General features: G+C 57.9%; 27 protein-coding genes. 12 read left to right on the plus strand and 15 right to left on the minus strand.

Going from position 1 to position 22,905, the window contains the following annotated elements:
• The first annotated feature begins 136 nt into the window (after positions 1-136).
• From rdgC to DESPIGER_RS03115, 5 genes are read left to right on the plus strand one after another with little or no spacing between them, the layout of a single operon-like run.
• Positions 137-760, plus strand: a complete 624-nt coding sequence (gene rdgC / locus DESPIGER_RS03095) for a recombination-associated protein RdgC (protein ID WP_072332940.1) — start codon at positions 137-139, stop codon at positions 758-760.
• Between the two features lie 16 nt (positions 761-776).
• Entirely contained in the window at positions 777-1,304 is a 528-nt protein-coding gene (locus DESPIGER_RS03100; protein ID WP_072332943.1) for a hypothetical protein, read from the plus strand.
• A gap of 15 nt (positions 1,305-1,319) precedes the next feature.
• Entirely contained in the window at positions 1,320-2,348 is a 1,029-nt protein-coding gene (locus DESPIGER_RS03105) for an ABC transporter permease (protein ID WP_173783282.1), read from the plus strand.
• A gap of 1 nt (position 2,349) precedes the next feature.
• Positions 2,350-3,186 carry an ABC transporter permease gene (locus DESPIGER_RS03110; protein WP_072332946.1) on the plus strand — a complete coding sequence of 279 codons (837 nt, stop codon included), beginning with the start codon at positions 2,350-2,352 and terminating at the stop codon, positions 3,184-3,186.
• A gap of 9 nt (positions 3,187-3,195) precedes the next feature.
• A complete protein-coding gene (locus tag DESPIGER_RS03115) occupies positions 3,196-4,815 on the plus strand; it encodes a DNA repair protein RecN (protein WP_072332949.1) in 1,620 nt (539 codons plus the stop codon).
• 209 nt (positions 4,816-5,024) lie between these two features.
• Here the strand turns inward: DESPIGER_RS03115 and phnN are convergent, their stop codons facing one another.
• The 15 genes from phnN to DESPIGER_RS03195 form a co-directional block, all read right to left on the minus strand.
• Positions 5,025-5,624 (minus strand): phosphonate metabolism protein/1,5-bisphosphokinase (PRPP-forming) PhnN, encoded by a 600-nt coding sequence (gene phnN / locus DESPIGER_RS03120; RefSeq protein WP_072332952.1) that lies wholly within the window; start codon positions 5,622-5,624, stop codon positions 5,025-5,027.
• Positions 5,624-6,772 carry an alpha-D-ribose 1-methylphosphonate 5-triphosphate diphosphatase gene (locus DESPIGER_RS03125; RefSeq protein ID WP_072332955.1) on the minus strand — a complete coding sequence of 383 codons (1,149 nt, stop codon included), beginning with the start codon at positions 6,770-6,772 and terminating at the stop codon, positions 5,624-5,626. Before DESPIGER_RS03125 ends, phnN begins: the two co-directional genes overlap by 1 nt.
• A gap of 55 nt (positions 6,773-6,827) precedes the next feature.
• Positions 6,828-7,541, minus strand: a complete 714-nt coding sequence (gene phnL / locus DESPIGER_RS03130; RefSeq protein WP_072332958.1) for a phosphonate C-P lyase system protein PhnL — start codon at positions 7,539-7,541, stop codon at positions 6,828-6,830.
• A 14-nt stretch (positions 7,542-7,555) separates the two neighbouring features.
• Positions 7,556-8,347: a phosphonate C-P lyase system protein PhnK gene (gene phnK, locus DESPIGER_RS03135; protein WP_072332961.1), complete on the minus strand. Its 792-nt coding sequence runs from the start codon at positions 8,345-8,347 to the stop codon at positions 7,556-7,558.
• Positions 8,348-8,349: 2 nt separating this feature from the next.
• Positions 8,350-9,249 carry an alpha-D-ribose 1-methylphosphonate 5-phosphate C-P-lyase PhnJ gene (locus tag DESPIGER_RS03140; protein WP_072332963.1) on the minus strand — a complete coding sequence of 300 codons (900 nt, stop codon included), beginning with the start codon at positions 9,247-9,249 and terminating at the stop codon, positions 8,350-8,352.
• Positions 9,242-10,414, minus strand: coding sequence for a carbon-phosphorus lyase complex subunit PhnI (locus tag DESPIGER_RS03145; protein WP_072332966.1), 1,173 nt, complete (start codon positions 10,412-10,414; stop codon positions 9,242-9,244). Before DESPIGER_RS03145 ends, DESPIGER_RS03140 begins: the two co-directional genes overlap by 8 nt.
• On the minus strand, positions 10,405-11,043 hold the full coding sequence (gene phnH, locus DESPIGER_RS03150) for a phosphonate C-P lyase system protein PhnH (protein ID WP_083575265.1): 639 nt from the start codon (positions 11,041-11,043) through the stop codon (positions 10,405-10,407). Before phnH ends, DESPIGER_RS03145 begins: the two co-directional genes overlap by 10 nt.
• Positions 11,040-11,483 carry a phosphonate C-P lyase system protein PhnG gene (gene phnG, locus DESPIGER_RS03155; protein ID WP_173783283.1) on the minus strand — a complete coding sequence of 148 codons (444 nt, stop codon included), beginning with the start codon at positions 11,481-11,483 and terminating at the stop codon, positions 11,040-11,042. Before phnG ends, phnH begins: the two co-directional genes overlap by 4 nt.
• A 22-nt stretch (positions 11,484-11,505) precedes the next feature.
• Positions 11,506-12,252, minus strand: a complete 747-nt coding sequence (locus tag DESPIGER_RS03160; RefSeq protein WP_072332969.1) for a DUF1045 domain-containing protein — start codon at positions 12,250-12,252, stop codon at positions 11,506-11,508.
• A 1-nt stretch (position 12,253) separates the two neighbouring features.
• Entirely contained in the window at positions 12,254-13,051 is a 798-nt protein-coding gene (phnE, locus tag DESPIGER_RS03165; protein WP_173783284.1) for a phosphonate ABC transporter, permease protein PhnE, read from the minus strand.
• Between the two features lie 29 nt (positions 13,052-13,080).
• Positions 13,081-14,049: a phosphonate ABC transporter substrate-binding protein gene (gene phnD / locus DESPIGER_RS03170; protein WP_072332972.1), complete on the minus strand. Its 969-nt coding sequence runs from the start codon at positions 14,047-14,049 to the stop codon at positions 13,081-13,083.
• Positions 14,050-14,117: 68 nt separating this feature from the next.
• Positions 14,118-14,948 (minus strand): phosphonate ABC transporter ATP-binding protein, encoded by an 831-nt coding sequence (gene phnC, locus DESPIGER_RS03175; protein WP_072332974.1) that lies wholly within the window; start codon positions 14,946-14,948, stop codon positions 14,118-14,120.
• Between the two features lie 456 nt (positions 14,949-15,404).
• Complete coding sequence (locus tag DESPIGER_RS03185) at positions 15,405-15,608, minus strand: hypothetical protein (RefSeq protein ID WP_231927623.1); 204 nt, start codon at positions 15,606-15,608, stop codon at positions 15,405-15,407.
• Between the two features lie 588 nt (positions 15,609-16,196).
• Positions 16,197-17,690 (minus strand): polyphosphate:AMP phosphotransferase, encoded by a 1,494-nt coding sequence (pap, locus tag DESPIGER_RS03190; protein WP_072332983.1) that lies wholly within the window; start codon positions 17,688-17,690, stop codon positions 16,197-16,199.
• Positions 17,691-17,872: 182 nt separating this feature from the next.
• Positions 17,873-18,172, minus strand: coding sequence for a hypothetical protein (locus DESPIGER_RS03195; protein WP_072332986.1), 300 nt, complete (start codon positions 18,170-18,172; stop codon positions 17,873-17,875).
• 513 nt (positions 18,173-18,685) lie between these two features.
• On the opposite strand from DESPIGER_RS03195, the gene DESPIGER_RS13255 reads away from it, so the two are divergent.
• The 7 genes from DESPIGER_RS13255 (at position 18,686) to DESPIGER_RS13150 (ending at position 22,782) form a co-directional block, all read left to right on the plus strand.
• A complete protein-coding gene (locus DESPIGER_RS13255) occupies positions 18,686-18,826 on the plus strand; it encodes a hypothetical protein (RefSeq protein WP_231927624.1) in 141 nt (46 codons plus the stop codon).
• Positions 18,827-18,873: 47 nt separating this feature from the next.
• Positions 18,874-19,128 (plus strand): type II toxin-antitoxin system Phd/YefM family antitoxin, encoded by a 255-nt coding sequence (locus DESPIGER_RS03200; protein ID WP_006005864.1) that lies wholly within the window; start codon positions 18,874-18,876, stop codon positions 19,126-19,128.
• A 2-nt stretch (positions 19,129-19,130) separates the two neighbouring features.
• A complete protein-coding gene (locus DESPIGER_RS03205; RefSeq protein WP_072332989.1) occupies positions 19,131-19,391 on the plus strand; it encodes a Txe/YoeB family addiction module toxin in 261 nt (86 codons plus the stop codon).
• 243 nt (positions 19,392-19,634) lie between these two features.
• Positions 19,635-19,964 carry a hypothetical protein gene (locus DESPIGER_RS12800; protein WP_156831622.1) on the plus strand — a complete coding sequence of 110 codons (330 nt, stop codon included), beginning with the start codon at positions 19,635-19,637 and terminating at the stop codon, positions 19,962-19,964.
• Positions 19,957-21,411 (plus strand): His-Xaa-Ser system radical SAM maturase HxsB, encoded by a 1,455-nt coding sequence (hxsB, locus tag DESPIGER_RS03210; protein ID WP_162273848.1) that lies wholly within the window; start codon positions 19,957-19,959, stop codon positions 21,409-21,411. Before DESPIGER_RS12800 ends, hxsB begins: the two co-directional genes overlap by 8 nt.
• Positions 21,398-22,534: a His-Xaa-Ser system radical SAM maturase HxsC gene (gene hxsC, locus DESPIGER_RS03215; RefSeq protein ID WP_083575267.1), complete on the plus strand. Its 1,137-nt coding sequence runs from the start codon at positions 21,398-21,400 to the stop codon at positions 22,532-22,534. The genes hxsB and hxsC overlap by 14 nt, the downstream gene beginning before the upstream one ends.
• Positions 22,531-22,782: a hypothetical protein gene (locus DESPIGER_RS13150; protein WP_156831623.1), complete on the plus strand. Its 252-nt coding sequence runs from the start codon at positions 22,531-22,533 to the stop codon at positions 22,780-22,782. Before hxsC ends, DESPIGER_RS13150 begins: the two co-directional genes overlap by 4 nt.
• Positions 22,783-22,905 lie beyond the last annotated feature (123 nt).

Consider the following 22,905-nt stretch of genomic DNA (forward strand, 5'->3'; position numbering starts at 1 on the left):
CTTTTGCCATGCGTACATTATATAATGTTGCTCCTGCCTGCCCACGGAAATCCACGGGGTTCGGACTTGCAAGAATCTGCCGCACTGCGTACAAGAATGACACGCCTCCTGGCGGATATCACTTCAAGGAGCCAGTATGGGTTTTTGTAATGCTTCGTGCAGCTTTACCCGTTTCAGGATCATCGACCCCATCCCTTCGGAACTCTGGACGCAGATCCCCGACAAGCTGCGCCAGTTCTCCTTCCGGGACATCGACGACCTGCCCGAGATGCAGGCTCATGGCTGGGTATGCTTCGAGGACATGCTGGACTCCGAATGGCGGACGGCCCCACCACATAAAGGAGCCTATCTGCTCTTTTCCCTGCGCCTGGATACCCGGCGCATCCCGGCCGCTGTCATCAAAAAGCATCTGACCCTGGCCCTGAAGGCCGAAAAGGAAAAGATGCAGGAACAGGGCAAGAAATTCATTTCCCGTGAACGCAAGAAAGAACTCAAGGAGCAGGTCCTGCTCCGCCTGCGTCAGCGCTTTCTGCCCATCCCGGCCGAGTTCAACGTCATCTGGGCAACGGACCGTAACGAGGTCTGGTTTGCCTCCACCCAGGGAAAGATGATCGATCTGTTCATGGAGGCATTCCTCAACTCCTTCGAGCTGCATCTTGAGCAGCTCACCCCGTACAGCCTGGCCGAGACCATGCTCGATGAAGCGGCCATGAGCCGCCTGGATCGCATCGAAGCCACGCAGTTCGCCGCCCTTTCCTGATTCGTGAGGTCATCCCATGAGTGATACACCCTGTCTGGATTCTACGGACAACATTCTTGGCCAGGAGTTCCTCACCTGGCTGTGGTATCAGAGCGATGTGGCGCCCGGGGCCTTTGTGGACAAGGAGGGCCAGCCCTTCTCCGTCTCCATGGAACAGCGTATCGTCGTCCAGGGCGGTGAAGGCGACGCCAAGGAAACAGCCACCGTTGCCGGCACGCTCTCCCCTCTTCGCGAGGCCCGTTTCGGCCTTGGCACGGGGAAAAAAGTCACCCGTGCCCTCATCCGGCTGGAGAAGGAAGAGCTGGCCTTCCAGTTCACCCTCAAGGCCGAGGACTTTACCCTGGGCAGTCTGAAGACCCCCAAGGTGGAAAAGCCTGAAGAGGACGACGACCCGGACGCCATGCTGCTGGAAAAGATCTACCTGATGGAAGTCTGCCTCGGCCTGCTGGACAGTCTGTATGCCCGGTTCCTCCAGCTGCGCCTTTCGCCGCAATGGCAGCAGGAAGTGGCCGACATGCGGCAGTGGATGACCAGGACGGAATAGCAACGGAGGATATGCGTGCAGGCGATCTGTTCATCCCGCAATGCGGCCCTGCTGCAGCTGACGTTGCGCATCGTGCGCAAAGTGCTGTGGATGCTGCTGGTGTTATGGGGGATCACCCTCATAAGCTTCTGGGTCATCCACCTGGCGCCCGGTTCTCCCACCGACATGGAAACGACCCTCAATCCCCTGGCCGGTGAGGCGGCCCGCCAGCGGCTGGAGGCCCTGTACGGTCTGGACAAACCCCTGCATGTCCAATATCTGGACTGGCTCGCGCGCCTGGTACGGCTGGATTTCGGCCTGTCCATGTCAGCGGACGGACGCCCCGTGCTGGACAAGATCATGGAACGTCTGCCCCTGACCGTGGGCATGAACGTCATCTCCCTGATCCTGACCCTCATCATCGCCATCCCCATCGGTATCCTTTCGGCCTGCCGCCAGAATTCCCTTCTGGACCGGGGCGTGACGGTCTTCGTCTATCTCGGCTTTGCCATGCCCTCGTTCTGGCTGGCATTGCTGCTGATGCTCTTTTTCGGTATCCACTTGCAATGGCTGCCTATTTCCGGTCTGACATCCATGAATTTCGACAGTCTTGGCCCTGTGGACAAGGTGCTCGACCTGGCCCGGCATCTGGCACTGCCGATCCTGGTCTACACCATCGGCAGTCTGGCAGGCATGTCCCGCTACATGCGCGCCTGCATGCTCGAAGTCCTGCGCCAGGATTATATCCTGACCGCCCAGGCCAAGGGCCTGTCCCCCCGCACGATCATCTGGCGCCATGCCCTGCGCAATGCCCTGCTCCCGGTCATCACCCTGCTGGGCCTCTCGGTCCCCGGGCTCATCGGCGGCAGCGTCATCATCGAATCCATCTTCGCCCTGCCCGGACTGGGCCAACTGTTCTATGCGGCGGTCATGGCCCGTGACTATACCATGATCATGGGCAATCTGGTCCTGGGGGCCGTGCTGACCCTGCTGGGAAACCTGCTGGCGGATGTCTGCTACGGTCTGGCCGATCCGCGCATCCGCAGCAGCCGGGAGGTTCGCTGACATGTGTGGTCCCTTGCTGCGTCGTTTTCTCGGGCGCCATCTCATGCTCTGCCTGGGGCTGGGCATCGTGCTGGTCATGTCGCTGGCAGCGCTGGGCGCCCCCCTGCTCGCCCCCTATGATCCCAATGCCCTGCATCTGGATCACATCCTGGAGCCGCCGTCCTCCATGTTCTGGCTGGGCACGGACCGCCTGGGGAGGGACGTTTTTTCCCGCCTCCTCTACGGCGGCCGGATCTCCCTGTGGGTCGGCTTTGTCGCTGTGGGCATCTCCGTCAGCATAGGCACGGGGCTGGGCCTGATCAGCGGGTACTTCGGCGGTCTGGTTGACGAAGGGATCATGCGCGGTGTGGACATCATGCTCTGCTTCCCCTCGTTTTTCCTGATCCTTTCAGTCATCGCCTTTCTGGAGCCGAGCCTGACCAACATCATGATCGTCATCGGCCTGACATCCTGGATGGGGGTCGCCCGTCTGGTCCGGGCCGAGACCCTGAGCCTGCGTCAGAGGGATTTTGTTTCGGCGGCGCGTCTGTCCGGCTGTTCCACCTGCCGGATATTGCTGCGCCATATCCTGCCCAACACACTGGCCCCTGTGCTCATTTCCGCCACGCTGGGCGTGGCCGGCGCCATCCTGGTGGAATCCGGGCTCAGTTTTCTCGGACTTGGCGTCCAGCCGCCTACGGCCAGCTGGGGGAACATGCTCATGGAGGGCAAGACCGTTCTGGAAGATGCCCCCTGGCTTTCCTTTTATCCGGGTGTCGCCATCCTGGTGACCGTACTGGGCTACAACCTTCTGGGTGAAAGCCTGCGTGACCTCCTTGATCCCCGTCTCAAAAAATAGGTCCTGTCCATGCTGGAATATTTGCGTATCCGCAATCTCGCTCTCATCGAAGATGCCGAACTCGACTTTGCCCCGGGCATGAACGTGCTCACCGGCGAAACAGGGGCAGGCAAAAGCTTTATCCTCAAAGCCCTGGGCTTTCTGCTGGGCGACAGGCTGGGCGCCGATATGGTACGGCAGGGAGCGGAAAAGGCCCAGGTCGAAGCACAGTTCCAGATGGACGGACGGGAGATGGTCATCCGGCGCAGCCTGCTGGCCGAAAGCGGCCGCAGCCGTCTGTATGTAGATGATGCCCTGCGCTCCCAGGAATGCGTGCGCTCCCTGCGGGAACAACTGCTGGTCCACGCCAGCCAGCACGGACAGCAGCAGTTGCTGCAGCCAGCCTTTCAGGCACGGCTCATGGAAAGCACATTGAAAGATCCCGGCCTGCTGCACCGGCGTGACGAATTGCTGGAGCAGCTGCGCGCTGTGGAGGCCCGCCGCAAGGAACTGCGGGCCCGGGAAGCCCACCTCCTGGAACGCCGGGACATCCTGGAGATGCAGCAGCAGGAGATCGACCGGGTGGCCCCCGAGGCCGGAGAAGAAGAACGCCTTGAAGAGCAGCGGGCCATCGTCCGTGCCGCCGAGCAGACCCGTGAACAGTATGAACTGGCGCTGGGCCTGCTGCATGGTGAGGAAGAGCCCGGCCTGCTTGACATGCTGGGCCGTCTGGAGCGCTGCCTGCACCAGATGGCACGGACAGACGACTCTGTCAGCGAAGACGCCGATGCCGTCACGGCCCTGCGGCAGCAGCTTTCCCATCTGAGCGGCCGCCTGCGTCGTCCTCCCCTGCCGGACGACATGCCCGATGTGGAACAGATGGAAGAGCGACTCTATGCCTTGGCCCAGCTCAAGCGCAAATTGCACCGTTCGCTGGACGAGATCCTTGAGCTACGCGAGGAGATCCGCGAAAATATCTCTTTCCTTGATGCCTGCGCGCTGGATATCACCCTGCTGGACAAGGAAGAGAAACAGCTGGCGGCCCAGCTGCAGGAGGTGCTTTCCGCCCTGCTCCCCCAGCGCCGCGAAGCCGCCGGGGACTTTGCCCGGCAGCTGGAGGAGGAACTGCGCCAGCTGGGATTCTCCGAACAGGTCCGGGTCATTCCCGATTTCATGCCGCAGGAGGTCTGGCCCGGCCTGATGGATGAAAAGGTGCGCATCCTCTGGGCCCCCAATCCAGGCCAGGCTCCCCAGCCCCTGGACAGGATCGCTTCGGGCGGCGAGCTTTCCCGCTTCCTGCTCGCCCTTATGAGTGTCCGCCCCAAGGCGGAAAGCGCGACCTATATCTTTGACGAAGTGGACGCCGGCGTGGGGGGGCTCACACTAAACAAGCTTGCGGAAAAACTGGAAAATCTTGCGAAGCAGCGGCAAATGCTGGTCATCACGCACTGGCCGCAGCTGGCAGCCCGGGCACAGAAGCACTTCCAGATCAGCAAGACCATCCGGGACAATGCCACCTTCACGACCTGTATCCCGCTTGATGCCCGCCAGCGTCACGCGGAACTGGTGCGCATGGCAGGGGGCGGCCAGCAAGGCGAGGCTCTGGCAGCCAGTCTCGAAGGGCGCAGTTATCAGCTGACGATGTTTTAAGCGCTTATTTATTAAAGTATAGCTTTAATTTTTAACAAGGTATCACCACAGTCCACTGGGGATGCCGGCAGTTTTTTGATCCGCTCATGGCGCTCCTGCGCTGCGCGCATGGAAGCGCGCTGGCTGTCGGCATACACGAAGCCATACAAGAAAGGGCCCTTCCCCGCAGGGAAGGAGCCCTTCTTTCAGATCTGCACAGCAAGTTTTCTTCAAGCCGCGCTGCCCTGCGTCCCCCGGGACGCATCCGCCACGCTGTGCGGCAGGACAGCCCGCACGACGTTTTCCAGGATATGGACCGCCGCCGCCAGCTTCCCGGAGTTGTCGATGCGTACGAGCCGCTCAAGAGCAGTGGCAGGCAGCGGCGCCGGCGCACGCTGCAAACGTTCCTCCAGATCCTGGCCCTGCTCTCTTCCCCGGGCCACCAGGCGTTGCCGCAGTATGGCCGGATCCGCCTCCACCAGCACGGGAAGAAGGTCAGGATAGCGCCGCAGGGCTTCCGGCAGGTATCCCCGTGAACCGTTGACGATCACGCAGATGCCGTGCTCCAGGCTGCCGTCGATGGAGCGGCCGATGCCGTACTGGCAGCCGTGACTGCTCCAGCGCATGGCCAGACGCCCCTGGGCCTCCATGGAGAGGATGCTCCCGGCGGAAAGCGCCATATGCTGCTCCCCTCCGGCGCAGGCCGGACGGCTGATGTAGCGCCGGGCAAAGGCTACCGGCAGGCCGCGCAACCGGGGCCGCAGGGCCGACAGCAGACTGTCCTTGCCGGATCCCGACGGTCCCATGACATAGATGAGGGTGCCGCGCATCAGTACACCTGCACGCCCTGACGCCAGACATTGCGGACCAGCGGCATGTCGTCCATATGATGGACGCGGACCATGTCCGCACGGCGCCCGACATCAATACGGCCGCGGTCATCCAGGCCCACGCTTTCAGCCGGATTGGCGCTGACCAGATTGACGGCTGCGGGCAACGGCATGATCTCCCTGGCGGCCAGCTCAAAGACCGCAGCCAGCAGGCTGGCGGGCACATAGTCGGAGGACAGGGCCCCCAGATGCCCTTCTTTGGCCACGTCCAGGGCCGAGGCATTGCCGGAATGGGATCCTCCGCGCACCACATTGGGGGCTCCCATCATGACCAGCATCCCGTTTTCCGAGGCGCAGCAGGCCGCCTCCGTGGTGGTGGGGAACTCGCTGATGGAAATGCCGTTGCTCAGGGCCTCCTCCACATGCTCCACCAGCGTATCGTCATGGCTGGCCATGGGCAAATGATGCTGCCGGCAGAATTCCATGACCGAGGCGGCGTTGTCGTTGGCGCAGCTGTCCCGGACCTCTTCCAGCTCGTGCATCATGGCCGTGAACTCCTCATCGGTCCAGGACCTGATATTGCTGTAATAGGTCCGGTAGGCCGTGGTATCGCGCCACTGGCGCTGCCCGGGCGTGTGGTCCATCAGGGAGACCAGCTTCAGGCAGGGAGTATCCGACAGAGGAAAGAACAGGTCACGCATGCGGGGATCGGCCACCTCACAGCGCAGATGCAGCAGATGGTCGGCACGCAGCATGCCTGACCGGCGGCAATGGTTCAGGGCATCCACACCGCGGCCCAGCATGGCGATACGTCCCTTGTCATGGTATTCGCCCACGGACAGGGCATCGAACACGGTGGTGATGCCGGCCGCCACGATCTGGGCATCATGGGCGAAAAAGGCGGGTTCCGCCTGCGGCCAGACCACTTTGGGACGGGGCACCAGATGCTTTTCCAGATTGTCGGTGTGCAGTTCCACGAAACCGGGCAGCAGATAGTCCCCTTCGCAGTCGATGCATTCCAGACCGGCCGTGGGCTGTATGTCGCCTTCGTCCACATCGGCCACCAGGCCGTCACGCACCAGCACATGCCCGTGCATCACGGTGGCGGGCGTCACCACCCGGGCGTTACGCAGCACATATTCTTTCATGGGTGATCTCCGATTATGCTTCTGTGATCGTTGGTTCTTGCGGGGGCGTCGCAGCTTACGGCCTGTCCATGGGGACGATCCTGTCCGCCACGGCATTGCGGGCCACGTCATCATGGAAGATGCCCACGATGGCGCTGCCCCGCTGCCGGGCCTCATGGATGAGGTCGATGACCACCTGCCGGTTGATGCCGTCCAGGGAGGCCGTGGGTTCGTCCAGCAGCAGCAGGGGCATGGGACGGATGAGCCCGCGCGCGATGTTCACACGCTGCTGCTCCCCGCCGGAAAACGTGGCCGGGGCCACGTGCCAGAGGCGTTCAGGCAGGTTGAGGCGGGCCAGCATCTCCTGCGCGGCATCAAGAGCCGTTTCACGACCTTCACCGGCGTCCAGCAGGGGTTCGGCCACCAGATCCAGGGCACGCACACGCGGGATGACGCGGAGGAACTGGCTGACATAGCCGATGCATTCCCGGCGCACACGGCTGATGGCGCGTGTGGAGGCCGTGGCCATATCCGTCTCGCAGCCGTCACAGCGGACGATCACCTGCCCGGAACTGGGCAGATAATTGCCGTACAGCGTCTTGAGCAGGGTCGATTTACCGGCCCCGGAAGGCCCGTGCAGGGCCACGCATTCCCCGGCGCGCACGTCAAAATTGACGTCCTGCAGCGCCTGGATGCGGATGCCGCCCTGCTGGTGCAGGACAAAGGTTTTGCACAAATGGCGCACCTCCACCACGGGAGCGCCGCCGGCAGGATGGTTGAACGGATGCATGTGAACGCTCCTTGTCAGCACTGCAGGATGGAAGAGACCAGCAACTGGGAATAGGGATGCTGCGGATCGTCCAGGACCTGATCCGTCAGACCGGTCTCCGCCACTTCCCCGTGGTACATGACGATCAGGCGGTGCGAGAGCAGGCGGGCTACCGCCAGGTCGTGGGTCACGAGCACCACGGCCAGCCCCATGTCGCGCACCAGATGCCGCAGCAGGTCCAGCAGGCGGGCCTGGACAGACACATCCAGACCGCCGGTGGGCTCGTCCATGAAGACGAGGCGCGGCGTGGTCACCAGGTTGCGGGCGATCTGCAGACGCTGCTGCATGCCGCCGGAATACTGGGACGGCGTATCGTCCACGCGCTGCACGGGGATCTCCACCCGCTCCAGCCAGTCCAGAGCGGTGGCCCGCAGGTTTCCGTAATGCCGGGCCCCGTTGGCCATGAGGCGCTCACCGATATTGGCACCGGCACTGACCGACATGCGCAGGCCGTCGCGGGGATGCTGATGGACAAAGCCCAGTTCGGTCCGCAGCAGACGGCGACGATGGGCTTCATCCAGGCTGTGGATATCCAGCACACTGCCGTCAGCTGCCGTGTAATGGACATGGCCGGCAGAGGGTTCCAGACGGCCGGAAAGCATGTTCAGCAGCGTGCTCTTGCCGGATCCGGATTCTCCCACGATGCCGAGGACTTCCCCAGGCCACAGATCCAGCGAAACGTCCCTGCAGCCGATGCGGCTGCCGTAACGCCGCGTCAGCTGGCGGGCGGAGAGGACGGGATCGAGATTGGTATCCAGAAGGCTCACGGCTATTTCTCCTCCCTGGAAGCGGCAGGGCCGCCCTGCCCGGCCACGCGCCGGGCGCAGTTGTCGGTATCGGAACAGACGAACATGCGCGTCCCGGCGTCATCCATGACGATCTCGTCCAGATAGGTGTCTGTGGCGCCGCAAATGGCGCAGCACTGGTCCCAGCTCTGGGGGGTGAAGGGGTAATCCTCAAAGTCGAGACTGACCACATCCGTATATGGCGGGATGGCGTAGATGCGCTTTTCCCGGCCGGCGCCGAAAAGCTGCAGTGCCGGACACTGGTGCATCTTGGGGTTGTCGAAACGCGGGATGGGCGACGGGCTCATGATGTAGCGGCCATTGACCTTCACGGGATAGTCGAAACCGGTGGCGATATCGCCATGCCGCATGATGTCCTCATACAGCTTGATGCTCATGATGCCGTATTCTTCCAGCGCATGCAGGGTCCGGGTCTCCTTCTCGCTGGGTTCGAGCCAGCGCAGGGGCTCCGGCATGGGCACCTGGTAGACCATGATCTGATCCTCGCGCAGGGGCTGCTCGGGGATACGGTGACGGGTCTGGATGATGCTGGCTTCTCCGGTGCGGGTGGTCGTGGTCACGGCCGCGGTTCGTTCGAAGAAGCGGCGGATGGAAACGGCATTGGTCGTATCGTCCGAGCCCTGGTCGATGACCTTGAGCACGTCGTCCCGGCCGATGATGCTGGCCGTGACCTGGATGCCGCCCGTCCCCCAGCCGTAGGGCATGGGCATCTCCCGGCTGGCAAAAGGCACCTGGTAGCCGGGGATGGCCACCGCCTTGAGCAGGGCCCGGCGCACCATGCGCTTGGTGCCCTCATCGAGATAGGCAAAATTGTAGCCTTCCAGGCCGGAGGCCGCAGGCGTTGTCGTCAGGTTCTCAGGCATGGATGGCCTCCGCATGTTTTTCGGACGCGGCAGCAGCCTGCTCTTCCGCGTGCTTGCGTTCCCGCAGCTGGCGGATCAGGGAAAGTTCCGCCTGAAAGTCCACATAATGCGGCAGCTTGATGTGCTGCACGAAACCGGACGCATCCACGTTATCCCCGTGCATGAGCACGAATTCGGGATTCTGGGCAGGGCCGATCTGGTCTTCCTGCAATTCCCGGGCGCGCAGGGCACGGTCCACGATGGACATGGACAGGGCCTTGCGTTCGTTGTTGCCGAAGACAAGCCCGTAACCGCGGGTGAAGCAGGGATCGAGGGCACGGCCGGTGTACCGGCTGACCATGTCGCATTCGGTAAGCTCCACCTCGCCCAGGGTGATGGCAAAGCCCAATTCTTCCGGGGTGATGCTCAGCTCCACGAAACCGCGGCGCAGTTCCCCCGTGAAGGGATGGACGGCGCCGTAGCCGCGCTGGGTGGAATAGGCCATGCCCAGCAAAAAGCCTTCATCGGCACGGGCCATGGATTGCAGGCGCACGGCGCGGTCCCCGGAACCGTCGGCCGGCAGCTCCAGCGGCTGGCGGGTGATGTCCGGGCAATCATTGCCCTCATGCGAAGGAGACACGGATTCCATCAGGCCTTCGCGGCCGAGGGCGTCCATGGCTCTGGGAAGCGGCTCCTGCAGCAGGGCCTGCGTATCGGTCGCCATCATCGCCAGATCTTCCGCCGTCCTTTCGGGCTCCGTGTCCCGGGGAGCCGTCCCGGGCACGGCCAGGCCTCGATCCAGCAGGCGGTGCGTATAGTCAAAGGTGGACCCCAGGATCTGGCCGCCGGGAAGGTCCTTCCAGGTGGCGGAGATTCGCCGCTCCACCCGCATGCGGGAAGTATCCACGGGCTCGGAGACACCGAAGCGGGGCAGGGTCGTGCGATAGGCCCGCAGCAGGAAGATGGCTTCCACGGCATCCCCCCGGGCCTGCTTGAAGGCCAGCGCGGCCAGCTCGGGGCTGTACAGGGAGCCTTCGGCCATGATGCGGTCCACGGCCAGCTTGAGCTGCCCTGCCAATTGTTCAAGTGTCACTTCAGGAATTTGCACATCGCCCCGCCGTTCACGGGCAAGCAGGGCGTGCGCCGCGGCAATGGCCTTTTCGCCACCTTTTACAGCTACATACATGGAGGCACCTCGTCTGCTGCAAGGGTCAGGCAGGTCGTACGGGGCAGACCGATCAGGCGGCCCGGCCCGCAAAGCAGCATGTCCACACCCAGCGGGAATTGCTCATGGTTGCTCTGCCACTGGGGCAGGAAACCCGCCGGCATACGGCAGGAAAAATCACAGCTGCCCACGATACCGGGGCCGGAAGCGGTGATACCGGCGTTTTCCCCTTCTTCCACCCCACCAAGGCAGATGGTCGTGGAACGATCCGGGTATTCAGCCTCTCCCTGATGGAAACAGCGCAGGTCAGGCAGCGCTTCCGTACCGGGGACGAAGGCGAATGCGGCCTGAGAGGGCTCAGACACCAGGACCGCGCCGCAATGAAAACGGAACCAGGCCCTGACGTTTTCCGTATCCAGTCCGGGCGCCAGCCAGACCGCGGTCTCGTTATCGCACAGCGAAAGGGCCAGGGCCGCCAGTTCCGGGCTCAGTCCGGCAGGCAGTTCCTCAGCGGCGGCATCCGCCGGACAGGGGACGAACCGATACGTCCGGGCAGGCCGGGACAGCGCGGTGAGAGCCAGACGGAACACCTGCTGTGCCTGCCCCACAGGATCCGTCCAGGACAGGCGGGAACATTGCTGATCGTTCACTGGTCTTCTCCGCGGACAAAGGTGAAAAAGTTGACTTTCGTACCTGCCGCATCGCGGGCGGCAGCCTTTCTTTTGGCCTCGATGGCCTGCTCCAGGCGGGGGCGCAGCTTTTTATCCAGCAATGTCGCGCAGCTTTCCCGCTGCCACAGGGCATCGCACAGGGCCGCCAGTTCCGCATGGCGGGGGGATTCCCCCATGATCCAGGCATGGCCAAGCGTCTCGTCTTCCAGCTGGACGGCGCAGCGGGTGACCAGAACTTCCCCTATGTTGAAGACATCACCGGTATTGCCGACACGTCCCCGGGCCATCACGAGCCCGGTCTCGGGCCCACGCACGATACGGTAGCCAGGCAGAATGATCCCGGACAGGGCCGCATCAAGACAGGTCTCCGGGGCAAGCGCCAGCAGGCGCATGCGTTCCTGCCGCAAATTCATATTCATGATACTTCCAATCGTCATTGTGTTAGACATTCCCGGTCCGCGCCAGCGCGAAGCGGGTCGTCAGACGAAAGGGCAGCGCCCGGTCCGTCTGGCAAACAAGACATACAGAATCCATGACCAGGGACTTGTCGATCACCGGTTCCAGATACTGGTTCAGGGCCGCTTCCACCCGATCCGCTCCTTCATGGGGCAAGGGGCCTGTCAGGGTGATGTGGAAACGGAACAGGTCCAGCACATGGTGGTAGCCCCAGCGCAGGAGGTTGCGCCGTTCGTCCCGGCTCAGGGGCTCCCGCCGCTCCACGTCCCCCTGGTCAAGGGGAGCCCGGAACCTATCCAGTTCCGTCACGCAATCCCGCTCCAGAGCGGCCATGGCCGATTCCGACGCGGCATCCCCCTGCCGGGGGACCAGGGCCAGAAAAAAGGCCTGGCGCTCTCCCGAGTGGGCGGGCAGCCGCTGCAGTCCCAGCGGCGCCGTCAGCCAGCGTGCATGGCGCTCCGCCACCTTCCGGCAGGCCTCCCTCAGGGCGGCAACCATGCCCTCCGAAGTGGACCGCAGCTCAAAAGGCGCCTTGAGCGTGGCATGCAGGCCGTAATGGGCCGGTGTTCTGGCCAGGGATGTCCACAGATCGTGTTCCACCCCCGCAGGGGCCACGGGGCCTCCCGGCAGGCGGCGGCCGTCCCGGCAGTCCCGGCCGAACAGGGGAGCCATCAGACGGTACAGGGGCTCGTCCCTGCGGGGGGCGTAATAAAGAGCGTAGCGGGCAGCCATCTTACAGCACCATCTTGCGCAGACGCTGGGAAAGCAGGTCGAACAGAGTCACCACCAGCACGATGATGGCCATGACCGCACAGGTCTGCCGGAAGTTGAAGCTGCGGAACAGTTCCCACAGCACCATGCCTATACCACCGGCACCGACCATGCCCACCACGGTGGCGGAGCGCACATTGGCTTCGAAACGGTACAGGGAGTACGATATCCAGAGGGGGAACACCTGGGGGATGACCCCGAAGATGATCTCTTCCAGAAAGCTGGCCCCGGTGGAGCGGACACCTTCCACCGGCGAGACCTCGATGGCCTCCACCGCCTCGGAAAAGAGCTTGGCCAGCGTGCCCGTGGTGTGCACCCAGAGGGCCAGCACACCGGCAAAGGGGCCCAGGCCCACAGCGACCACGAACATCATGGCGAAGACCATCTCGTTGATGGCGCGGGCCGCGTCCATGAGGCGGCGCACCGGCTGGCAGATCCACCAGGGGGCGATATTCTCGGAAGACATGATGCCCAGCGGCACCGCGCAGATGACCGCCAGCAGGGTTCCCCAGACCGCCACATGCAGGGTGACGATCATCTCCTTCATGTACATGCGCCAGTCCGTGAAGTCCGGCGGGAAGAAGTCGGATATCAGGGTAAGGATGTTGCCGCCCTGCTCCACCAGCGCTACGGGCTTCATCTCGGCGCCGCTCCAGGCCCAGGCCAGCATGGCCAGGACAAGGCCCCAGATGACCAGGCGAAAGGTCCTGGCACGCAGATCGCGCGGCGGCTGCAGGGCCATTTTCATTTCAGCTTCCATAACGATGCGTTCCTTGTGCCCTGTCCCCGCTACTTGCCGAGCTCGGCCAGCTTACGTTCGATCCCGGCGATCTTGTCGGCCTTTTCCTTGGCATCCATATCCTGGTTGCTTTCCAGCACCATCTTGGCGCGGAACAGCTCCAGCTGGCGCAGAGGGATCAGCTGGCTGTTGTCGGATTTGATGAAGGGGCCCCACTGCAGGTCGGTCAGGATCTTGCGGGCCTGCTCCACATTCTCGCCCTTCACGCCGTAGCTGAAGATGAAGTCCGTGATCTTTTTCTTGGTCTCGTCGGACAGATCCTTGCGCCAGACCAGGGGATCGCTGGGAATCAGGGGGGACTTCCAGATCACGCGCAGTTCCTTGGCCTTTTCGGGAGCGGTGATGGCCAGACGGGCCAGTCCTTCATTGTTGCAGGTCGCCACATCCACGGTGTTATTGGCCACGGAGAGCGCATTGGCCTCGTGATTGGCAGACACGGTGCGGGCGAAGATCTTCTGGGGATCCTTGCCGTTTTTGGCAAAAACGTAGTAGCCGGGCACCAGGAATCCAGATGTGGAATTGGGGTCGCCATTGCTGAATCTCAGCCTGGAGGCCTGGGCGAACATGTCGTCAAGGTTCTGGAGCGGGCTCTTCCTGTTGACAATCAGGCAGGAGTAGTAGCCCTTGCTGCCGTCGGGGGCCGTGGTCTGGGCAAAGACCTCTCCATTGGCGCGGTCCACCATCACCATGGCGCCCTTGTTGCCGATCCAGCTCAGGTCGACTTTCTTGAAGCGCATGCCTTCGATGATCCCCGCATAGTCACTGGCAAAGAAAGCCTTGACTTCCATGCCCAGGGCCTTGCTCATGTCCCTGAGGAAAGGCTCCCAGAGCACCTTGAGGTTCTGGCTGGCCTCGGTGGAGATGATGCCGAAGTTGAGGGTCTGCTGTGCCTGGGCAGTCAGCGCGCTGCCCAGCAGCATGGCAAAGATCAGCAGGCCGGAAAGAAGACGGAAAAACATGTATTTTCTCCTTGGATAAAGGGACGGGGCAACAATCTGTGCGGTCAATGGAGGACATCCCAGAGACATCAGGCAGCGCGGGACGTCTCGCACACAGGGCTGACGGGCAGGGCCGCCTCCCGGACGCCGGTCCTGGCGGCAAAAAGCTCGTCACTTTCAGCACCGTAAAGTTCCGCCAGGAACCGGGGAGTCAGACGTTCCGTGGGACCGTCATAGACGATCTCGCCTTTTTTCAGAGCCACGGTACGGGGACAGAAACGCATGGCATAGTCCACCTGGTGCAGGGTCACCACGACGGTGAGACCATCCTTCTGGTTGAGGTCGCGCAGGGTCTGCATGACATTGCGGGCCGATTCAGGATCCAGCGAGGCGATGGGTTCGTCGGCCAGCAGGACACGGGCCCGCTGCACCAGTGCGCGGGCGATGGCGGCCCGCTGCTGCTGCCCGCCGGAAAGGGTACCGGTTCGCTGCCAGGCCTTTTCCCCGATCCCCACACGGGACAGGGCCCTGAGGGCCAGCTCCCTGTCATCAGCGTGGAAAGCGCCGGTCAGGCTGCGCCACAGGCTGGTGCGGGCCAGCGCCCCCAGCATGACGTTGCGGGCCACGCTCATGCGCTCCACCAGGTTGAACTGCTGGAAGATCATGCCGATACCGGCGCGGATGCGGCGGATGTCCCGGCTGATGCAGCCGTTTTTCTGCACGATCTCGTTATCGACCTGCACCAGGCTCTCACCCCTGTCTCCGGCGGTCAGGCCGCAGATATGGCGCATGAGCGTGGATTTGCCGGAACCGGAAGAGCCGATGAGGGCCACCATCTCTCCCGGCGCCACATGCAGGTTGATATGGGAAAGCCCCTTGCTGCTGCCAAATGTTTTATTGAGATTGCTGATGTGGATCATGCGAATGCTCCCGTTGAAATTGACTGGCTCACAATGGGCAACGCGCATGGCAAAACGATGACGTGCCCGTGATGAAAGGCCGGCGTTTATGTCACCGTTTGCAAAATGGGAGGGCTCGACAGCCTTCCATCCCCTTTTCCAAAAGCAAAAGGCATCCTGCCGATGAGGAAGGATGCCTTTTGTTTTCATGAGGATGGGAACAGCTGCATCTACCAGTGACCGGGGTCACGGCATTCCTGCCGCCCAAAGGTGCAAACGCCGCACATATCTGAGCTGTCCACGAAATTCCCGTCCATGGTATAGAAATCGACCACGGGCCCATGCCCGCAAATGATGCACTGACGTTCATAATCCGGGCGAGCCCGGCACAGGGACGGGACATCCTGGCCGCCAGTCATCATCTTTTCCGTCGTGACACGCGTGAATCCCTGCTGGGACATGATGCTTTCAAACATATCAGAAGAAGGTGCGCCGCAAGGGACGGTTCATGTTCCGGGGGACGAACTGACAGCGGGAAAGGCCAAAGCATTCGGAACGCTCACCGCAGGGGAGACGTGAGGCAGTCAGATGCATGCGCGGGCAGGTGGCCAGGATCCCCTGGTCCAGCATATCCTGCCAGCGTGATTCCACAAGCTGCACCGGCACACGCACCGGTTCCACGGGTCTGGAGGAACGCGCCTCCACGTTCGGCCGATCCCGGGCATCCGCTGCCCGGGGGGCCTTCTGGACTCCGCGGGCAGACGTTTTTTCCCGGTTCATCCGGCGTTCCTTCTGGCATTGGGGGCAGATATGGCCGCGTGGCCCGGGTGCAATGAAGGAACGGCCACAACGACTGCAACTGACAGGACAAAATGAGGGAATCATGCGCCACCTCCCTGAAAGGGGCTGGGTGCCGGACAGGATCGAGCAAGGAGGGGCAAAAGACAGCATCTTGCCACCGGCCTGCTTCCTGACCGGATGTGCTTTCAGGCTGCCCTGCCCTTTTGTCAACACCATGAGCGCCAAGTGACAATTCCGCTCCACTTGCGGCGGTGCATAACGGTACACGAAAGTCTTCGGCCCTTCCCACACGTCCCGTCCCGTGCTCTCTCCTGAAGGCCGCATGGCTGCCCTCCCGCACGATCCCGCATATCTCTTATCCTCCCGCAGCATCGTGCCGTGCAGCAGCCGCAGGGCCTCGACCGGGCATAAAAAAAGAGCCGGATGTTCTCCGGCTCTTCATATCCATGCTCTGTTGCAGGGGGCCCATCAGCGCAGGGCGCGCTTCAGGGCATCCCTGTAAATGCGCAGGACCATCAGGCGGGCATGCTTCTTGTTCTCCGCCGGGATCACATGCCAGGGAGCCTCTTCCGTACTGGTCCGCAGGAACATCTCGTCCGCTGCGCGGGCGTATTCAGGCCATTTGTCACGATTCCGCCAATCCTCATCGGTGATCTTGTAGCGCTTCCACGGGATGGCCTCACGCTCCCGGAATCGCCGCAGCTGTTCCTCCGGCGAGATGTGCAGCCAGAACTTGAGCAATATGTTGCCCTTGCTGGTCAGCTGATGCTCAAAATGATTGATCTCGGCATAGGCGCGGGCCCAGTCTTCCTTGGGGGTCAGTTTTTCCACGCGTTCCACCAGGACACGGCCGTACCAGGAGCGGTCATAGATGGTGATGAAACCGGCGCGGGGGATATGCCGCCAGAAACGCCACAGATAATGGTGGGCGAGCTCTTCGTCCGAAGGCGCACTGATGGGGATGACGCGCGTGATACGGGCATCCGTCCCGGCCGTGAGCCGCCGGATGGCCCCCCCCTTGCCGGCAGCATCCCAGCCTTCAAAGATGAGTGTGGACGAAATGCCTTTTTTGTACGCCCGGAACGAGAGCTGATAGATCTCCTTCTGCAGGCGCTTCAGTTCCTTCTGGTAATGCTCGGGAGCCTGCACGCTGGAAAGGTCGATGGCATCCAGGGTGGAGACCAGGGACTCGCGGGCATCTTCTTCCACGTCGGGCACGGATTCCAGCACCTTGAGGCGGGCGGCACGGGCATCCTGCGCGGCGATGGTCCGCTCGATGCCGGCGATGATGGCTTTCACCACAGACAGGTTGCGGAAATTGGGATCCGCGGCATCAATGATGCTCCACGGCGCATTGTCCCGGTCTGTCAGCATGATGGCCCGGGACGCGGCACTGACCATGCCGTCATAATCCGCGGCGATTTTTTTGTCGGATGGCGAAAAATGCACCAGGGAGCGATTTTCCTGCCGTTCTTTGAGCGCACGGGCATGGTCCTTCTTGTTGAGATGGAGCCAGAGCTTGATGATGGCCATCCCGGATTCTGCCAGCCCGGATTCCAGGGCCTGCCAGCGGTGCATGCTGGCAGTGAACTCGTTTTCCCCCACATCCCTGCAGCAGCGCCGGCGCATGGCTTCACCGTACCAGCCGTCATAAAAGACCGCCGTCTGTCCGGCAGCCGGAAGCTGCCGCCAGAAACGCCAGGGCCAGGGACGGGCCTTCTCTTCGTCGGTCACCAGCCAGAAAACATGGTTCTGCACATGCTTGCTGTCCATCCATTCCGACAGGAGGTTGATGATGGCCCCCCGCCCGGAACCGACCAGACCGGCCACCGTGATCAGGACGGGGATCTTGCGCTCGATGCACTGCAGCTGCGCATTGAAAAGGCGCATGCGCAGCTGGGGGGCTTTTTCTTCAAATTCCTTGTTACTGCATGATCTGCCGAGGGCTGCCGATTCAAACATGGTATCTCCAACCTTGCTCAAGATGTTTGCACGGGAAGCGGACACGCAGTTTCGAAACGTTCCCGGCACTCCCGATAATCAACGCACTGTCTGTGCCTGGAGTTTTGCAAGAGCATAGCTTTTTTCTTGCGCTTCGTCAGCCTGGGCAAAGGGGGATATCCTGCGAAACCTGCCCTCTTTTCCTAACCGGATATCAGGGAGCCCGGCACGTTACGCAGCAGGTGCCGCTTGCTCCGTCCACCTGTGGCACGCTGCAAACGGCGCGGCCGCTCCATGCGAGGCCTGCCGCCCTGATGCATTGCATGCGACCTTTCCGCCACCTGCAACATATCCAGCTGAGCCTGAACATATTCGCGCATCGTCAACGGGCCTCCCTTTTGTCCCTGAGCCACCAGGATGCCAAGGAGCATGACGCACCTTGCCAGGATGTCCACGAGCGACTGATCGTGCTTCACGTTTTCCTCCGTTGCAGTCATAGTCATGAGATCACCTCCATGCGTTCTTCGCAAACAATCTGCCCAAGGATCGTTCCATAGGACGGAATCGCCTGCTCATACCCCAAACGGGCCAAAAGCACACAAGGGGAAACCGCGCCTGCTGTCAGCATGGCAGAGGAAAAGCAAAGATCCCGGAGGCATCCCGCATCAGACGTGTCTTCCTGTCGCCAGGCCTGTCAGCCGTATGGGCACCACAAATACTGCTGGAAACAAAAAGGCCCACGGTGCATTTTGGTACACCGTGGGCCTCTGGGACATGCGCTGATGGTGGAGGCGGGGGACATAGAACATCATGTTTAACTATGCATAATACAAGAGTATATAAGAAATAGCTCGGATTCGATACCCCCGAATGTACCCCGTCTCTTTACCCGCTATACGGGTTCAACTCCCCTGCCCCCCTCGAAGGAAGAAACCGTGATTTGAAATGAGCGAAAAAATTTTTTCAACGCTCAAATTTTGATTTTAAGCCCATAAAAAAATTTTTCTGCACGTGGTATGGAAAAAAACGAAAAACTCCCTAGAACGAAAATATGGAACGCTGTGGCGAAATGGGCTTTTTTTAGTTCTGGAAATTTCCCAAAAGAGACTTCTGCGGGTCAAAAGCGCCTTAAGCACAGACTCCCCATGGCATGTTGACAGAATAGGCAAAATATGTACTTATATCTGTACAAAAGGAGGCGCATATGTCGCAGGCCATCACCTACACCGAGGCACGGCAGAACCTTGCGGAAACCATGAACCGGGTCTGTGACCACCACGAACCCGTCATCATCACGCGCCAGAAGTCTCCCTCCGTGGTATTGATGTCCCTGGAGGACTACAACGCCATCATGGAAACAGCCTACCTGCTGCGTTCCCCGGCCAATGCCGCCCGGTTGCGGGAAGCATTGCACGCCGCTGACGCGGGCAAGACGGTACAGCATGACCTTGAGGACTGACCATGCTGCTGACCTGGACGCCCCAAGCGTGGGAAGATTATCTGTACTGGCAGGCTACCGACAAACGGACGGTGAAGCGCATCAATGAGCTGCTGCGTGATGCGCTCCGCAATCCGTTTGAAGGCCTTGGCAAGCCGGAGCCGCTCCGCTTTGACCTTGCGGGATGCTGGTCCCGCCGCATCAATCAGGAGGACCGCCTCGTGTATCGCCTTGACGAGCAGGGGGCGGCCCTGATCGTCCTCCAGTGCCGCTACCACTACTGAAGGTTTCGCCTTCGCTGTCTACCTGCGTTGACAAGCTCTTTTGTCTACGAGAGGCGGCTCTTCGGGGCCGCCTTCTTCTTTCCTCCTCCATCATCTTTCCCCCTCCCTTGTTTAGCATCCCCGTTGCCTCGCCAACGGTTGTATGATAGTATATAGAATAATCTATTATATACAGACTACTCATTGACTGTCGGCAAATGAAGCGCCTGCCAGCAGGCGGGGCTTTGGTAAAAAGGGGGAAAAATGGAAGTATTGCCATTTAGAATTACTGATGGTGGTAAACGTGGTATTATTATAGCTGAAAAAGAATATTTTGAACGTGACTGTATCCTGCGTGTAGTTAGTGAATATACTCACAAATATTTCATTTCTTTTTATCCAAACTCAGAATATTTAATAGAAATCAGTATAATAGCTAAAGATAATGGTGATATAGATGAAGTTTTATTAAAGGAGTTTTTCAATAACTGCATTGATATGCAAATTCGTATAGACCTGGAAAAGGAATTTGGTAAACTCAGACAACGAATTGTAGACTATGCTTTTTTATCTGTGGAGAAAACCCGTGTCTAGCTATAAGATTTTACCATTTCAATTTAAACATATTTTTGATGATGTTGTACTACTAGTAAACGAATGTGGAGATTTTATATTTCTCAAAAGCGATATATTTGATAAGTTTATACGACATATTCTCTCCAATAAAGACGAAAATTTTTTAAGATTAAAATCTCATTTGTTTGTTGCTCAAGACGAAATCGAATCGTCGCTACAAAAAATTTCCGTCAGATATAGAACAAAAAAATCTTTTTTACGTGACTTTACAACGCTTCATATGATGGTCATTACTCTACGCTGCAATCAGCGATGTGAATATTGCCAAGTGTCATGTGCTGAAGAAGACGCACAAAATTATGACATGAAGATAGATGTAGCACGCCGCATCGTAGATACTATTTTTTCTGCGCCAACAAAGAATCCTAAAATTGAATTTCAAGGTGGAGAACCTTTATTAAATTGGCCTGTTATCAAAGATGTTGTTTTCTATGCTGAAAAGCTTGCTGAAGAAAAAAGGAAAAAAGTTGAATTTGTTATTTGTACGAATCTCACACTGATTACAAAAGAGCAACTCTATTTTTGTAGAGACCATAATATAGCGATATCAACATCTCTCGATGGTCCTGAATATCTTCATGATGCGTGCCGTAAAACAAAAGCTGGTGGAGGTACTTACAATTTATTTTTAGAAAAGCTAGCTCTAGCACGCAGTATAGTTGGCCATGATGGTGTAGATGCACTCATGACAACATCCTCTGTCTCTCTTCAACACCTAGAGGACATAGTCAAAGAATATATTAGACAAGGCATGAGTGGAATATTTATTCGGTCACTCAATCCCTATGGCTTTGCAGCTGAACAATCTGAAAAACTTGGCTATACAGCAAAAGAATTTGCCAAACAATACTTAAAAACATTAGATTTTATTATAAATATTAATAAAAAGATATTTTTCCCAGAGCACTTTGCGACGCTTTTACTTTCACGAATATTGACGCCATTCTCAACAGGTTTCGTAGACTTACAATCGCCATCAGGTGCAGGTATCAGTGGCGTAATCTATGACTATGATGGTTCTGTATTCCCAGCAGATGAAGCTCGGATGCTTGCTAGAATGGGAGATAGGCATTTTTGCCTTGGAAATGTCTTAACAGATACATATTATGATATTTTTGCAGGAAACAAGCTTCAAGAACTAACTAAGCGGTCATGTGTTGAGGTAACCCCACCTTGTTCTTGGTGTGTATACCAAGCATATTGTGGATCAGACCCTATACGAAATTATCTTGAAAGTGGAAAAGAATTAAGAATTATGGAAAATACACCTTTTTGTATTAAACATAGATATATTTTTGATGGAATTTTCAAGAGACTTTATTATGCAAATAACGAAACAAAAGATATTCTTTGGAGTTGGATAACCCATAATCCTGGATTGGTGCAACGTCATGATATGTATTAGCGGGAAAGCCTCTCGTTCTTTTCATCCCATTATAGGTGTAGTAGCTAAAAGTCATCACCCTCTTTTTGCTCGAAAAAATACAATATTCGTAACAGATAAATTAGATAAATCAAGCATTGGCTATAAGGCTTGCATATCCTCTGGAAGAAAAGGATATTTTTTCCATCCAGACCATATATATAATTGCAAAGATATAGAAATTCTTCACGACGGCGATATTGTACGTATAGACGCAACTGGATGTGTATCAGTTCTCTGGGAAGTAAAATCACATCAAAATGCATTTATGATTACAGAGGCATGCAACTGTAAATGCATAATGTGCCCACAGCCTCCACGCCAACACTCGCCTCAACTTTTGCAAGAAGCACAATACACGCTTAGTTTATTAAAAAATAAATATATAAAACAAATATGCATAACAGGAGGTGAGCCAACTTTATTAGGTAATAATTTCATAGAGTTTCTTCATCGCTGTATCAATGAGCATCCTACAGCCAATATTGATATCCTAACAAATGGAAAAAACTTTAGCGACAGAGAATTTACCCGAAATGTAGCTCAAGTTGCGACTAACAATGTTTGTTTTTGTGTTTCTCTCCATTCTGATATCGATACACTACATGATAACATAGTCGGAGCTAATGGTAGTTTTTCAAAAACATCCATCGGCTTATATAATTTAGCTGAATATGGTTGTAAAATAGAAATACGTCATGTTATTAACAAATATAATTACCACCGACTCATAAACTTTGCAGAACATATATATAATTATTTCCCATTTTGTATCCATTATGCTTTCATGGGAATGGAACTATACGGAAATGCTGCATCTAATAAAGAAGAAGTTGATATATCACCTTTAGATTATAGTGATGAATTAAGTGACGCCATTTTATATCTAAAACGACGAGGCCTTCCTATTTCTATATATAATATACCACTTTGCTTATGTAAGAAGGAAGTGCGCGAATTCGCTCGACAGTCAATATCAAGTTGGAAAAATTTATATGCCAAAGAATGTGATAACTGCGATTTAAAAAAAGACTGCGCAGGATTTTTTTCAACTTCAGTATCACTACCCATTAACCATATAAAACCAATAAAGGGAGCGTTATGAGGAAAATCATTTATGGTCTTTTTCTACTGGTAGGCTTCATCGCCTCCGGCCTCGGGCTGGGGAAGCAGGAAGTCCAAGCGTCTCCAACTCAAACCGTCGAACCTGTAATTAATCATGCTTGTGCTGATGGTTTAGTTTTTTCTGATGTGTTAAATAATCAAGAAGAAACCTTGATTGCTGGACATTACAGCCATAGCAGCCATCGCAGTCATAGCAGCCATCGTAGCCACTACTCTAGCCGCTACTAACTATCCCCCCCGTTCCATCACGGAACGGGGGCTTTTTTGTATGAAAGAAAACCTCCCGCTAGGCGGGAGGTTCAAAAAAGCTTAAAGCTTTGCATATGTTATAAAAACTCCTTTTGATTTGCT

This window comes from Desulfovibrio piger (assembly GCF_900116045.1).
GTDB classification, from domain to species: domain Bacteria; phylum Desulfobacterota; class Desulfovibrionia; order Desulfovibrionales; family Desulfovibrionaceae; genus Desulfovibrio; species Desulfovibrio piger_A.

Bases quoted from the DNA above. Each gene is read 5' to 3' on its own strand.
- rdgC (WP_072332940.1), top strand. From the start codon at position 137: ATGGGTTTTTGTAATGCTTCGTGCAGCTTTACCCGTTTCAGGATCATC.
- DESPIGER_RS03100 (WP_072332943.1), top strand. From the start codon at position 777: ATGAGTGATACACCCTGTCTGGATTCTACGGACAACATTCTTGGCCAG.
- DESPIGER_RS03110 (WP_072332946.1), top strand. From the start codon at position 2,350: ATGTGTGGTCCCTTGCTGCGTCGTTTTCTCGGGCGCCATCTCATGCTC.
- DESPIGER_RS03115 (WP_072332949.1), top strand. From the start codon at position 3,196: ATGCTGGAATATTTGCGTATCCGCAATCTCGCTCTCATCGAAGATGCC.
- phnN (WP_072332952.1), bottom strand. From the start codon at position 5,624: ATGCGCGGCACCCTCATCTATGTCATGGGACCGTCGGGATCCGGCAAG.
- DESPIGER_RS03125 (WP_072332955.1), bottom strand. From the start codon at position 6,772: ATGAAAGAATATGTGCTGCGTAACGCCCGGGTGGTGACGCCCGCCACC.
- phnL (WP_072332958.1), bottom strand. From the start codon at position 7,541: ATGCATCCGTTCAACCATCCTGCCGGCGGCGCTCCCGTGGTGGAGGTG.
- DESPIGER_RS03140 (WP_072332963.1), bottom strand. From the start codon at position 9,249: ATGCCTGAGAACCTGACGACAACGCCTGCGGCCTCCGGCCTGGAAGGC.
- DESPIGER_RS03145 (WP_072332966.1), bottom strand. From the start codon at position 10,414: ATGTATGTAGCTGTAAAAGGTGGCGAAAAGGCCATTGCCGCGGCGCAC.
- phnG (WP_173783283.1), bottom strand. From the start codon at position 11,483: ATGAATATGAATTTGCGGCAGGAACGCATGCGCCTGCTGGCGCTTGCC.
- DESPIGER_RS03160 (WP_072332969.1), bottom strand. From the start codon at position 12,252: ATGGCTGCCCGCTACGCTCTTTATTACGCCCCCCGCAGGGACGAGCCC.
- phnE (WP_173783284.1), bottom strand. From the start codon at position 13,051: ATGGAAGCTGAAATGAAAATGGCCCTGCAGCCGCCGCGCGATCTGCGT.
- phnD (WP_072332972.1), bottom strand. From the start codon at position 14,049: ATGTTTTTCCGTCTTCTTTCCGGCCTGCTGATCTTTGCCATGCTGCTG.
- phnC (WP_072332974.1), bottom strand. From the start codon at position 14,948: ATGATCCACATCAGCAATCTCAATAAAACATTTGGCAGCAGCAAGGGG.
- pap (WP_072332983.1), bottom strand. From the start codon at position 17,690: ATGTTTGAATCGGCAGCCCTCGGCAGATCATGCAGTAACAAGGAATTT.
- DESPIGER_RS03195 (WP_072332986.1), bottom strand. From the start codon at position 18,172: ATGACTATGACTGCAACGGAGGAAAACGTGAAGCACGATCAGTCGCTC.
- DESPIGER_RS13255 (WP_231927624.1), top strand. From the start codon at position 18,686: ATGGAAAAAAACGAAAAACTCCCTAGAACGAAAATATGGAACGCTGTG.
- DESPIGER_RS03200 (WP_006005864.1), top strand. From the start codon at position 18,874: ATGTCGCAGGCCATCACCTACACCGAGGCACGGCAGAACCTTGCGGAA.
- DESPIGER_RS03205 (WP_072332989.1), top strand. From the start codon at position 19,131: ATGCTGCTGACCTGGACGCCCCAAGCGTGGGAAGATTATCTGTACTGG.
- DESPIGER_RS12800 (WP_156831622.1), top strand. From the start codon at position 19,635: ATGGAAGTATTGCCATTTAGAATTACTGATGGTGGTAAACGTGGTATT.
- hxsC (WP_083575267.1), top strand. From the start codon at position 21,398: ATGATATGTATTAGCGGGAAAGCCTCTCGTTCTTTTCATCCCATTATA.
- DESPIGER_RS13150 (WP_156831623.1), top strand. From the start codon at position 22,531: ATGAGGAAAATCATTTATGGTCTTTTTCTACTGGTAGGCTTCATCGCC.